Below are 12,735 nucleotides of genomic sequence, written 5' to 3'. Positions count from 1 at the left end.
TTTCATTTGACCAGGGTGGCGGTAGCCATGGCAGCGATACCCTCTCCGCGTCCGGTAAATCCCAGTTTCTCTGTCGTGGTTGCCTTTATCGAAACGCGGTCAGCTTCGATAGCGGCAATCTCTGCAACACGTGCACGCATGGCTTGCTTGTGCGGACCTATTTTGGGTGCTTCGCAGATGATGGTGACATCCAGATGCGTTACCCGGAAGCCAGCGCCGCTTGCCAGTTTGATTGCATGGGCAAGGAAACGGTCTGAACTTGCGCCCTTCCATTGCATGTCGCTTGGCGGGAAATGATCTCCGATATCGCCCAAGGCTGCGGCGCCAAGCACGGCATCGGTCAAGGCGTGGAGGGCAACGTCGGCATCGCTATGGCCAGCGAGGCCATATTCGTGATCGATCTTCACCCCGCAAAGCCATAGTTCCTCGCCTTTTGAGAGGCGATGTACGTCAAACCCTGTGCCGGTGCGGACGTCGTGCATTTTGGCCGCTTGGCCCATCTCGCGACCAAAGTCATCGGCAAAGGTGAACTTCGCCAGATTTTCATCGCCTTCCACAAACACCACCTTGTAGCCCGCAGCCATGGCCATTCGCGCATCGTCAGTCGGTACTTTTTCTGAATTCCAAGTGGCATGCGCCTTGGAAATGACCTGATGGTGGAATGCCTGGGGCGTTTGGATCCTGAATAGTCCGGCGCGTTCTACGGCTTCGGACAGTATCGAATTAGTGTTCGCGCGCGAAAGGCTGTCGACCACAGGAAGGGCAGGAACCGCGCCATCGGAAGAAGCCAATGCATCCAACAACCGATCTAGCACAGCGCTAGAAAGAAAAGGTCTTGCAGCATCATGAATGAATGTCATTCCATTAAATGATAAATTATCAAGATACTGGATAGCATTATTCACACTATCTTTGCGCTCTGCGCCGCCTTGTACAAAGGTGATGCCTTCAACACCCTCCAAAAGCTGAGCGGTAAGTTCAGCGTGAGCAGGTGCCACGACAACAATGATGGGGCCAAATGCAGGATGCTGGAGAAACTCTTCGACGCTATGGCGCAACATCGGTTTTCCACGGACGGTGCGAAATTGCTTTGGAACATCCCCGCCTGTGCGGCTGCCGCTTCCAGCAGCTACTATGATCGCGGCGGCCTTTGATTGTGCGGCATTCATCGTTCGCGCCCTAATCGTTGCAGGCTTGCGCGCCAAGACGAATATCGCTAGGGCGCTGCCTAAAATTTAGGCAGTAACACTGCGTCAAATCCAATTCGAGTTTAAGATGAAATTGAAACCCATCCAGATCGGTCCGCTGGAAATTGAATGTCCTGTTGTTCTCGCCCCGATGACGGGCGTAACCGACATGCCATTCCGAACGCTTGTCCGTCGTTTCGGCTCTGGCCTTAACGTGACCGAGATGATTGCCAGCCAGGCCATGATCCGCGAGACGCGCCAGTCGCTGCAAAAAGCTGCATGGCACATGTCCGAAGAGCCAGTTTCGATGCAATTGGCCGGATGCGGACCCAAGGAAATGGCCGAAGCGGCGAAACTCAACGAAGATCGCGGCGCTGCGATAATCGACATCAACATGGGCTGCCCAGTGAAAAAGGTGGTCAACGGCGACGCTGGTTCAGCATTGATGCGCGACCTTCCTTTGGCTGCCAGCCTGATTGAAGCGACGGTGAAGGCTGTTTCGGTGCCGGTAACCGTGAAGATGCGCATGGGTTGGGATCATTCGAGCCTCAACGCCCCCGAACTCGCACATATTGCCGAAGATCTGGGTGCAAAGCTGGTGACGGTTCATGGGCGTACACGAAACCAGATGTACAAAGGCAGCGCCGACTGGGCCTTTGTCCGCAAGGTCAAGGACGCGGTCAAAATTCCGGTGATCGTCAATGGCGATATTTGCACCATCGAAGATGCTGACAAGGCGCTCGAGCAGAGCGGTGCAGATGGTGTGATGATTGGTCGCGGTGCCTATGGCAAACCATGGCTGTTGGGGCAAGTGATGCACTGGTTCAATACGGGCACGCGCTTGCCTGACCCAACACTCGATGTGCAATATGATCTGATCGTCGAACATTACCGTGCGATGATGGAGCATTATGGCGAGCAGGTAGGTGTGCCCTGCGCGCGCAAGCATATTGGCTGGTACACCAAAGGCCTGGTTGGCTCTGCCGAGTTCCGCAACAAGGTGAACCGCATCGACGATGCCAATGAAGTGCTCGGTGAACTTGCGCGCTTTTACGAACCATTGATGAGTCGCTCCGACGTATTGCGTGATGCCGCCTGACGCGCCGACATTGACTGCCAACCGTCCACCCGACGGTTTGCTGTTGTCTACAATATCGTTGCCACTACTATTGTCAGGCGCCGATAACCATATCCTTTATGCCAACGAAGCAGCAGAAGCCTATTTCGGGCGGAGTAGCCGGCGCATCATTGGGGAGACGGCGCAGTCGCTGCTGCGCTTTGCCAGTGAACGGCTGAACAGCGCCATCGAAGCACGCGAGAGCGATATCAGCGCGCAAAATATGCGTTTCCAGACGATGGGTGCGCAATCCAACTATGTCGACCTGAACATTTCCACGCCGCTGGGATATCCCGAGTGCCGCTTGTACATCCTAGTTCCGCGGCAGGCAGATCGCGACCAGATTGGCGAGCAGACCGATGGCGGCAAGCAGCAAGCAATGGGCGCGCCTGCTATTCTGGGCCATGAAATCAAGAACCCGCTTGCGGGTATCAAGGGCGCGGCGCAATTGCTGGCGCGCAAAGTCGATCCGAAACAGGCGCCGCTTACCGATCTCATAGTCCACGAAGTCGATCGCATTGCCCGACTGCTCGATCAGATGCAGAATTTGGGTCGCGTTATGCCCGGCCAGATGCAGGCTGAGAACATCCACGAACTGATCGAGCGTGCGATCCGTTCGGTCCGGGCAGCCAATAAAGCCATGCCTGCAATCGACATCAACTATGACCCGTCATTGCCCGATGTGCAGATAGAGGCTGACGCCATGGTGCAGGTATTGATCAACCTGATCCAGAACGCCATCGATGCGCTGGCGCATACCAGTGAACCGCAAATCGGCATTTCAACTCGTTTCGTGATGGGGGCTGCCTTGCGGAGCGAGGGCGATCGCGGGATCCGCCTGCCGGTTGAAGTGGCGATCAGCGACAACGGCCCCGGAATAGCCGAGCATATCGAGAATGAATTATTCTCACCCTTTGTTACCACGAAGCGCGAAGGGCAGGGGCTCGGCCTTGCTATTGTGCGCAAATATCTATCGCAGATGAACGGGCGCATCGCAGTCGAACGTGATACCGAGAGCGAGCGCACAATTTTCCGTATCTTCCTGCCCGTTGCCGAAAGAAAGATTAGCGCATGAGTGCCGACAAGGTTTTGATTGTCGAGGATGACAGCTCGATCGGTATGGTGGTGCGTTCAGCGCTGGAGGCAGAAGGTATCGAAGTCGACGTCTGCGAAAGCGCCAGCGCGCGCGATGCCGCCTTGGCGGGCAATCGCTATGACCTGATGCTCACCGACGTCGTGCTTAAGGATCGTGACGGCATTTCGAGCCTTGAGGATGTCATCGCGCAATGGCCTGATATGCCCATCATCATTATGTCGGCGCAAAACACGCTCGATACGGCGGTTCGCGCCAGTGAAATCAATGCGTTCGAATATTTCCCCAAGCCGTTCGACCTCGATGAACTGGTTCTTGCGGTTAAGCAGGGGATCGAGAAGCGCAAGGCGGATAGCCAGAGCGAGAGCAGCACGCTTCTCGAAGCCACTATGCCGATGGTCGGTCGCAGCCCTGCCATGCAGGATGTGTATCGCATGGTTGCGCGGCTGCTACGAAACGACCTGACCGCACTGATCCTTGGGGAATCGGGTACCGGAAAGGAGTTGGTTGCAGAGGCCATCCACAATCTCGGCCACCGGAAAACCGGCCCCTTTGTGGCCGTCAACATGGCCGCGATTCCATCAGAACTCATCGAGGCCGAGCTTTTCGGTCACGAAAAAGGCGCGTTCACCGGCGCGGTCGGGCAGGGAATTGGTCGCTTCGAACAAGCGCAAGGCGGAACGCTGTTCCTCGATGAAATTGGCGACATGCCTTACCATGCGCAGACGCGCTTGCTGCGAACGCTGCAAAGCGGCACCATCAGCCGTATAGGCGGCAAGGCGAGCATTCGCCTCGATGTGCGCATCATCGCGGCGACCAATCAGGATCTCGAAGCACTCATTGCGGAGGGTAAGTTCCGCGAAGATCTTTACTATCGTTTGAACGTCGTGCCGGTGCACCTGCCGCCGCTACGTGCGCGGCCAGAAGATATCGGCTTGCTTACGCGCCACTTCCTGGGTCTTGCGGCGAGCGAGGGTCTGCCCACGAAGCAGATCGACGAGGATGCAATTTCCCGCCTTACGCAAATGCCGTGGCGTGGAAATGTTCGTGAGCTCAAAAACTTCGTTTACCGGCTTACCCTCACCGCACGAGAAGATTGCATTTCCGAAGCCACGGTTTTGCAGATTTCCGGCCCGGGAGAGGCAGAGCCGGCAATCAGCGGGGCGGCTTGCAGTTTTGAGGCGGCCGTCGGGCAATTCATGATCGAGCAGCGCCAGCGTGGCCATGGTCGCGAACGTATTTATGCAAGGGCGCTGGCTGCATTTGAAAAGCCGTTGCTGCAATCGATCATGCAGCAGGCGCGCGGCAACCAGTTACAGGCCGCAGCCATGCTTGGCATCAACCGCAACACGTTACGGAAAAAACTGAACGATTATGGTTTGGTCGGAAACAAGTTAGGCGAAACGCGACGGTGATGCGATAAGTCGCACATCACGGTTGTGATTGTGCTTTTCTTGCAACGCTTCTCGTGCAACAAGTTGCTTAATGGCAACAGTTCATGCTGACATTGGCCCAAAATCGCCGAGCCGGTTTCGTAACTGGCTGTCGGCGGTCGCTGCATGGGCTGGGCAGGCACAACGGATACGCTATCTTGAAATAGGCAGTGTATTGTTGCTGGTCTTCATGGCCGGTTTCACCGCCTATATTCTGGTCGGGCAGGGGCCGAGAACCGAACCACTCTCGCCACCTGTTGCTGCGGCATTGTTGATCGCAAACCTCCTGCCGGCGACCAGCCTCTTGATGCTGGCGGGGCGTCGGTTGGCCATTCAGCGCGCAAAGCAGGATGGGGAAGGGGAGGGCTCGCTCCACGTCCGGTTGGTTATAATATTCTCGATGCTCGCAGCTGTGCCCGCATTGCTACTCGCTATCTTTGCATCGGTACTTTTCCAGAGCGGCGTGCAGTTCTGGTTTTCCAATTCAGCGCAGGGCATGCTCGAAAATGCAGGCGCATTGGCCAAGGGCTATTATGAGGAAAAGCTGCGCGATGTAGGCGATGAAACGGTGGTGATGGCGGGCGACATACGCTTCGCACTTGATCAGGCCAGCCCCACCGACCCGCAGTTCCTGAGCTTCTATTATGATCAGGTCCTTCGCCGAAAACTCAGCGAATCTGCGATTGTCACAATAGGAAAGGACAATGGTGAGCGGACATTGGTAGTTGCCGCGCCCGAAGAACGCAAGGAGAACTGGATTACCCCAACCGACCTCAAGCGCCTTCGCAGTGGCGAGGATATGGTGGTCACAGCCCAACCTGATCGCATCGTTGCGGTAAGCAGGCTGTTCGACAATCCTGAAACCTATTTATACGCGAGCCGAACCGTGTCGGTGCCATCGTTCATGCTTGGCGAGAAGGCACAGAGCGTCCTCAAAGATTACAAGGCGATGGAGGCGCGGTCGCGCAACCTGCAACTGCAGTTCAATGCCTTGCTATATGTCGTTTCGCTCCTGATCATAGGCGCGGCCACCTGGGTCGCGTTGCTGGTTGCAGACCGATTGGTGCGCCCCGTAAACGATCTAGTCGATGCCGCCCAACGCATTGCTGATGGCGATCTGTCGATACGGGTGGAAGAGGAAGACCAGCGCAAGGATGAGGTTGGCTTCCTTTCGCGATCCTTTAACCGCATGACCGAAAGGTTGCAGAACCAGACCCAAACCTTGCTGTCCGCAAACCGGCAGTTGGAAGATCGCCGCGCCTTTATAGAAACGGTTTTGGAATCGGTATCGGCTGCCATTGTCAATGTCGATCGCGATGGCGTTATCAGGCTTGCCAACGGAACTGCGGAAACGCTGCTTTCGAAAAATGATGAGACGATAGTAGGCCAGACATTGGTAGACGCAGCGCCGTTCCTGAAAGAAGTGATCACGGAGGGACGATCGAACGCAATATTGCAGGTTGGCGATGGCACCGAACCGCAAACATTGGCTATCCGTATTTCGAGTGGCGACGGCGGGCAGGTGGTGACGTTTGAAGATATCACCCAACAGCTTTCCGACCAACGCCGCGCGGCCTGGTCAGACGTTGCACGCCGTATCGCACACGAAATCAAGAACCCGCTGACCCCGATCCAATTGGCGGCAGAGCGCTTGCGCCGCCGTTTCGGAAAGCAGATCGAGGACGGTGCGGATATATTCGAACAATTGACTGGTACCATCATCCGGCAGGTCGGCGACCTTCGTAATATCGCTGACGAGTTTTCCTCCTTTGCGCGCATGCCCAAACCCGTGTTTCGTGAGGAAAATCTGGCGGACATTGTGGGGCACGCAGTTTTCCTTTTCGAGGTAGCCAACACCGACATCGAGTTTCGGTTTGAGCCGCAAGTCACCGGCATAATTCCTATGTTTGCCGATCGTCGGCAGCTCGGCCAGGCGGTTACCAATATCCTGAAAAACGGCGTTGAATCAATTGAGCAGCGCAAAGCAAATTCAGGCGATGACAGTCCGAAAGGACAGATCAGGGCATTGATCAAAAGCGAGGCCGGCAAATTGGCGATACATATCGCGGATAATGGAACCGGCCTGCCAAGCGACCGTGAACGCATTGCCGAGCCTTATGTGACGACACGCGCGACGGGATCCGGGCTGGGGCTGGCCATTGTGAAGAAGATTGTCGAAGAGCATCAAGGAACGCTTGGTTTCGACGATAATCCGGATGGTGGCGCAATCGTAACCATGAGCTTTGACTTGGCGCGGCTTGATGCAATCGCAACGGGCAGCATCAACAGCGAAACCCACGACAATCGAAATTCAAAAGCAGAGTAGGGTAGGAAATGGCGCTCGACATCCTCATTGTCGATGATGAACAGGATATTCGTGAATTGGTGGCCGGGGTCTTGTCAGACGATGGTTACGAGACACGAACTGCAGCCTCCGCAGAAGCCGCTCTGGAAGCCTTTGACGAACGATTGCCTTCGCTCGTCCTGCTCGATGTGTGGTTGCGTGGTTCGAGCATGGACGGGCTTGAACTGCTAAAGCTGTTCAAGGAACGCGATGCAAATGTGCCAGTGATCGTATTTTCAGGGCACGGCAATATCGATACGGCAGTCGCTGCCATTTCCTCAGGTGCCGTCGACTTCATCGAAAAGCCGTTTGAAGCGGAAAAGCTGCTCCATCTGGTCGCGCGCGCTACCGAAACACAGCGGCTGCGCCAGGAAAATGAAACACTCCGCGCCTTGGTGGGGCAGGCAGAGGAATTGACCGGCGCATCGGCCGCAATCAATGCCGTTCGCGCTACCCTCAAGAAAGTCGCCGGAACGGGCAGCCGACTGTTGATTACCGGGCCTGCCGGTGTCGGCAAGGAAGTCGCGGCACGCTTGCTGCACAGTTGGAGCCCGCGTGCCGAAGCTCCTTTCATCACCATAAGCGCTGCACGGTTGAGCCCGGATCGGTTCGAAGAAGAATTGTTTGGCATCGAGGAAAACGGCCAGCTGATCCAGGCCGGCATGCTTGAGCGAGCCCATGGCGGAACCCTGTTCCTCGACGAAGTGGCCGACATGCCCTGGACAACACAGGGTAAGATTTTGCGGGTGCTAACCGAGCAAAGCTTTATCCGAGTGGGTGGCAATCGCCCGGTCCGGGTAGATGTACGTTTTGTTTCAGCGACCGCACGCGATCTTCAGGGCGAGATCGCGAATGGCCGTTTCCGCGAGGACCTGTTTTACCGGTTGAACGTGGTTCCGGTAGCCATCCCGCCCTTGTCCGAACGGCGCGAGGACATACCTGCGCTGGCAAGCCATTATGCTGCTCGTTTCGCCGTTGAGCACCGCGTTCCAGCGCCTTCGATATCGGACGATGCAATCGCGGCGCTGCAGGCCTGCGATTGGCCAGGCAATGTCCGCCAGTTGCGCAATATCATAGAACGGACCATCATACTTGCCCCGGCAGACCGGCTTGAACGGATTGACGCCGATATGCTGCCCAGTGAAATCAACGGCATTCATCCCGCTTATGGCGGCCAAATGAATTCCATCATGGGTTCGCCCCTGCGCGAAGCTCGTGAGGCATTCGAGCGCGAATATCTTCAAGTCCAGATACGCCGCTTCTCAGGAAATATTTCCAAGACGGCATCCTTCGTGGGAATGGAACGTTCAGCGCTGCACAGGAAACTCAAGCTCTTGGGTATTGTCGTGCGCAAAGGCAGTGAGGAAGGGGAGGACGAAGAATATTGATCGCGCCCTTCGCGAAAGTTTCAATCTGATCGCAGACAATTCGCGCAATTTTCATATTCGCGCAGTTACATTTTGATGTTATGTATACGATAAGCGGCCATAATTGGCGGGCACAGGTAAGTTCTCCCGACCCAAAAGCATAACAGGAAAGCATAATGACTGAAAAGAATAACGGCCTCCAGGACCTGTTCCTGAACTCTCTCCGCAAATCCAAAACACCTGTCACGATGTTCCTTGTCAAAGGCGTCAAACTGCAAGGCGTAGTGACGTGGTTCGACAATTTCTCGGTCTTGCTGCGCCGCGATGGTCAGTCGCAACTGGTTTACAAACACAGCATTTCGACAATCATGCCTTCACAGTCGCCCGATCGAGCTCCATTCGATGCCATGATGGCGAATGTGCAGCACCGCCCTGGAATGCTTCAGGACGTTTTCCTGTTTGCAATGCTCGACAAGCAGGAACCTGTGACGACTTTCCTTGTTAATGGCGTGATGCTTCAAGGTTCGATCGCCGCTTATGACCTGTTCTCGTTGTTGCTCGAACGCGACGGCACCATGCAGCTGGTCTACAAGCATGCGGTTTCGACCATCCAGCCTTTGCGGACGGTTAACCTTGCCGAATACAACAAGGATGCCGACGGAGGGGATGATTGAGCGTCTTCAACCGTAACGAAGACGACGGTTTTTCCCGCGGCACCGCCACAATTATCGCTTACCCTGAATTGCCCGGCACCGCGTCGGGCAATGCAGAATATCGTTTGGAAGAGTCTATAGGTCTGGCCGCCGCAATTGGCTTGGAAGTGATAGACGCGCGACATTACCGGGTTCGTTCCCCCCGCGCAGCGACCTTGCTGGGGGGAGGGCAAGTTGAAGAGCTAACACAGCTGGTTGAAGACAAGGGCGCGGAGCTACTGATAATCGATGGCGCGCTGACGCCGATCCAGCAGCGCAACCTTGAAGATCGGGTGAAAGCCAAGGTCATCGACAGGACGGGCTTAATCCTCGAAATATTTGGGGAACGCGCAGCGACAGCGGAAGGCCGGTTGCAGGTCGAACTGGCGCACTTGGATTATCAGGCGGGCCGCTTGGTACGCAGCTGGACCCACCTTGAGCGGCAGCGAGGTGGCTTTGGTTTCCTCGGCGGGCCTGGTGAAACACAGATTGAGGCTGACAGACGGATGATCCGTGATCGCATGGCGCGTCTGCGCCGCGAGTTATCGCAGGTTCAGCGGACGCGCGGCATTCATAGGGCACGCAGGAAAAAGGCCCCTTGGCCGACTATAGCGCTTGTCGGCTATACCAACGCAGGCAAATCCACCCTGTTCAATCGCCTGACCAAAGCGTCAGTGCTTGCTGAGGATTTGCTGTTCGCGACTCTCGATCCGACAATGCGGCAGGTAAAACTTCCCGGCGTGGAAAAGGCAATTTTGTCCGACACGGTTGGTTTCGTCTCCGATCTTCCGACACAGTTGGTCGCCGCCTTCCGGGCGACGCTCGAGGAGGTCACCAGCGCTGACTATATCGTCCACGTCCGCGACATCGCCCATCCATCGACGGAAGCGCAACGGGCGGACGTGTTGTCGATCCTGCATGAATTGGGGATTGAGGAAAATGGGGAAGGGGACAGCCCCCCTATTATCGAGCTTTGGAACAAGAGCGATAAATTGCCACCGGATGCAAAGGAGCATCTGGAGGAACTGGCGCGGCGTACTCCAAACTGTTTCCTCATTTCAGCACAAACGGGTGAAGGCGTGTCCGCCTTTGTTGAAGATATTGCTGCGCGTATTTCGGCCGAAGGTGTTCAGCGAAATCTGGTGATCGATGCCTCGAAAGGTGATGTGCTTGCTTGGTTGCACGCCAAAGGTCAGGTCAATGCGGTCGAGGAAAAGGCAGGGGAGTTGCATATTATCGCGACGCTTACCCCGCGCGCTTGGGGTCAATATGACAAGCTCTATATGGCGGTTTAGGCCTTCTCTTCCTTTTTGACCCGCTTCCAAAGCTCCTCTTTAGCTTCCAGATCAAGTGCGACGAACTGGTCACCTGCAATCTCTTCCATTGCCCGGAAACGGCGTTCGAACTTACCGTTTGCCGCTTTCAATGCGCTTTCAGCATTAACACCAGACAAACGGCACACATTCACAGCAGCAAAAAGCAGATCGCCAGCTTCTTCTGCGGTGTGCGCGGGATTTCTGGCATCTCGCAGTTCGACGATTTCTTCTTCCAGTTTGGCAATCGCGTCGTCGACAGTATCCCAATCGAAACCTGTCCGCGATGCACGTTTCTGAAGTTTCTGCGCGCGAAGCAAAGCCGGCAAAGCATTGGCGATATCGGCGAGCGCAGATGTATCGCTTGATTTATGCTGGCGCTCGGTGGCTTTGATAGCTTCCCAGTTGGTGACGACGGCATCGGCGGTATCGGCCGATACATCAGCAAAGACATGCGGGTGGCGCCGGATCATCTTCGCACTGATGCCATCGATCACATCCTGCAAATCAAACAATCCAGCTTCCTGAGCCATTCGACTGTGAAACACGACCTGGAGCAGCAAATCGCCAAGTTCATCCTTCAGCGCCGCCATATCGTTTCGCTCGATCGCGTCGGCCACCTCATAGGCTTCCTCGATGGTGTACGGGACGATAGTCGAAAAATCCTGCTCAAGATCCCAGGGACAACCCGTCACGGGCGTGCGCAGTTTGGCCATGATTTCAGCCAGTTTTTCAACCGAGGGGGGTGTCATCGACATTCCATCTTTAAGTACGATAATATATATTATGTTAAGTAATATGTTTTTGCGGATGAAGCTTCAGGGCTGAAGTTCCATCACGTCCCCTTTCACCGTCCAGCTTGAAAAGCTGTCGAGAAAGTTCATTCCAACAACATTGGTGTCGCCAAAATTCTCTGCGATGACGACCTGGTGGTCATCGATCTGCAAATCACCAATTCGAAATTCACGTACATCACCTAGTTTGGCACTGATGATACCGTTGGCGGTTTCCAATTCGGTGGTACGTCCATCGAGCTTAACTTTAGCTGCGGCGGCCAAATCAGCGTTAATGGCCGTTGTCGATGCACCGCTATCGACCATGAAATCCGCAGACTGGCCGTTTACCGATGCACGAAGCCAGAAATGGCCGTCATCCTGTCGAACCAGTCGCAATTTTTCACCTGCCATGCTTTGGCGCGGTGCACCGGTCAGTTCGCCTTTTACCCGGTTCCACATCATGGAAAGCTCGGGCCGAAAGCTAAACCCAATGAAAACCACGACGAAGATGGCTGCCCAAGCGCCAATCATTTTTGCATATTGGCGCAGTGGCAAACGCCGCGCGATCAAACCACTCGCAATCAGCACTAGAATAATAAGAGCATAAACGGCTTCGGGTGTTGCCAAGCGGTCCATGCTAAGCAGCCTTGCTGAACAATCTGAAGAAATTGTTCGTGGTCTGTGCCGCAAGGCTTTCTATTTCAATATTTTTCAGTTCTGCAAGGAAGCGCGCCGTATCGCTCACAAAGGCTGGCTCACAGGTCCGTCCGCGGTGTGGAACAGGTGCAAGGAAGGGAGAGTCGGTCTCGATCAAGAGCCGATCGTCAGGAATTGTTTGAGCGATTTCCTGCAAATCCTTGGCATTTTTGAACGTCACAATGCCTGACAGCGAAATGTAAAGCCCCAGATCAAGCGCGATACGAGCGAAATCGGCGCTGGCGGTGAAACAATGGATGACGCCGGAATAGGCACCCTGCTCCATCTCTTCACGCATGATACGCGCCGTATCTTCCTCTGCATCGCGGGTATGGACGATGATCGGCAATCCGCTTTCGCGGGCTGCAACGATATGCTGCCTGAAACAGGCTTGCTGCTGTTCGCGATCGCTATAGTCATAATAATAGTCGAGCCCGGTTTCGCCGATACCGATTACGTCGGGATGCCGCGCTTTTTCGACCAGTTTTGCGGAAGTCATGTCACCATGCTGGTCGGCTTCGTGCGGGTGAATGCCTACCGAAGCCCAAACAGCTGGTTCACGTTCCGCAAGCCCGATCACCGCATCCCATTCGCTTTCGCGCGTGGATATGTTGAGCATGCCCTGTACGCCATTCGCCCGCGCGCGCGCCAGCACCTCCCTCTCCTGCTCGACCAAGCCCTTGTAATTCAGGTGGCAGTGGGAATCGATAAACATGC

11 protein-coding genes are annotated in these 12,735 nt (G+C 55.3%); 7 read left to right on the top strand and 4 right to left on the bottom strand.

The features are described from left to right. Positions 1-2: 2 nt before the first annotated feature. Positions 3-1,169 carry a bifunctional 2-C-methyl-D-erythritol 4-phosphate cytidylyltransferase/2-C-methyl-D-erythritol 2,4-cyclodiphosphate synthase gene (locus ACFSAG_RS05240; RefSeq protein WP_381512113.1) on the bottom strand — a complete coding sequence of 389 codons (1,167 nt, stop codon included), beginning with the start codon at positions 1,167-1,169 and terminating at the stop codon, positions 3-5. A gap of 106 nt (positions 1,170-1,275) precedes the next feature. On the opposite strand from ACFSAG_RS05240, the gene dusB reads away from it, so the two are divergent. The 7 genes from dusB (at position 1,276) to hflX (ending at position 10,528) form a co-directional block, all read left to right on the top strand. Then, the gene (dusB, locus tag ACFSAG_RS05235; protein WP_381512110.1) at positions 1,276-2,286 is read left to right on the top strand and encodes a tRNA dihydrouridine synthase DusB; all 1,011 of its coding nucleotides are present in this window, start codon (positions 1,276-1,278) and stop codon (positions 2,284-2,286) included. Further along, positions 2,276-3,379, top strand: coding sequence for a two-component system sensor histidine kinase NtrB (locus tag ACFSAG_RS05230; protein ID WP_381512825.1), 1,104 nt, complete (start codon positions 2,276-2,278; stop codon positions 3,377-3,379). Before dusB ends, ACFSAG_RS05230 begins: the two co-directional genes overlap by 11 nt. After that, entirely contained in the window at positions 3,376-4,812 is a 1,437-nt protein-coding gene (gene ntrC, locus ACFSAG_RS05225) for a nitrogen regulation protein NR(I) (protein WP_381512107.1), read from the top strand. Before ACFSAG_RS05230 ends, ntrC begins: the two co-directional genes overlap by 4 nt. A gap of 70 nt (positions 4,813-4,882) precedes the next feature. Further along, positions 4,883-7,156 (top strand): sensor histidine kinase NtrY-like, encoded by a 2,274-nt coding sequence (locus ACFSAG_RS05220; RefSeq protein ID WP_381512105.1) that lies wholly within the window; start codon positions 4,883-4,885, stop codon positions 7,154-7,156. Positions 7,157-7,164: 8 nt separating this feature from the next. Continuing rightward, the gene (gene ntrX, locus ACFSAG_RS05215; RefSeq protein ID WP_374611105.1) at positions 7,165-8,562 is read left to right on the top strand and encodes a nitrogen assimilation response regulator NtrX; all 1,398 of its coding nucleotides are present in this window, start codon (positions 7,165-7,167) and stop codon (positions 8,560-8,562) included. Positions 8,563-8,717: 155 nt separating this feature from the next. Then, entirely contained in the window at positions 8,718-9,215 is a 498-nt protein-coding gene (hfq, locus tag ACFSAG_RS05210; RefSeq protein WP_374611103.1) for an RNA chaperone Hfq, read from the top strand. Then, positions 9,212-10,528 (top strand): GTPase HflX, encoded by a 1,317-nt coding sequence (gene hflX, locus ACFSAG_RS05205; protein ID WP_381512102.1) that lies wholly within the window; start codon positions 9,212-9,214, stop codon positions 10,526-10,528. The genes hfq and hflX overlap by 4 nt, the downstream gene beginning before the upstream one ends. On the opposite strand, the gene mazG is transcribed toward hflX, so the two are convergent. The 3 genes from mazG to ACFSAG_RS05190 are packed head-to-tail and all read right to left on the bottom strand — an operon-like array spanning position 10,525 to position 12,733. Next, entirely contained in the window at positions 10,525-11,304 is a 780-nt protein-coding gene (gene mazG / locus ACFSAG_RS05200; protein WP_381512100.1) for a nucleoside triphosphate pyrophosphohydrolase, read from the bottom strand. The genes hflX and mazG overlap by 4 nt on opposite strands. Positions 11,305-11,364: 60 nt before the next feature. Continuing rightward, complete coding sequence (locus tag ACFSAG_RS05195; RefSeq protein WP_381512097.1) at positions 11,365-11,958, bottom strand: retropepsin-like aspartic protease family protein; 594 nt, start codon at positions 11,956-11,958, stop codon at positions 11,365-11,367. Between the two features lies 1 nt (position 11,959). Continuing rightward, positions 11,960-12,733, bottom strand: a complete 774-nt coding sequence (locus ACFSAG_RS05190; protein WP_381512096.1) for a TatD family hydrolase — start codon at positions 12,731-12,733, stop codon at positions 11,960-11,962. Positions 12,734-12,735: the final 2 nt, after the last annotated feature.

It is taken from the genome of Sphingorhabdus buctiana (assembly GCF_042680825.1).
GTDB lineage: Bacteria > Pseudomonadota > Alphaproteobacteria > Sphingomonadales > Sphingomonadaceae > Sphingorhabdus_B > Sphingorhabdus_B buctiana.
Note: the sequence above shows the minus strand (reverse complement) of the source record. Positions and strands in the feature narration are given on the sequence as shown.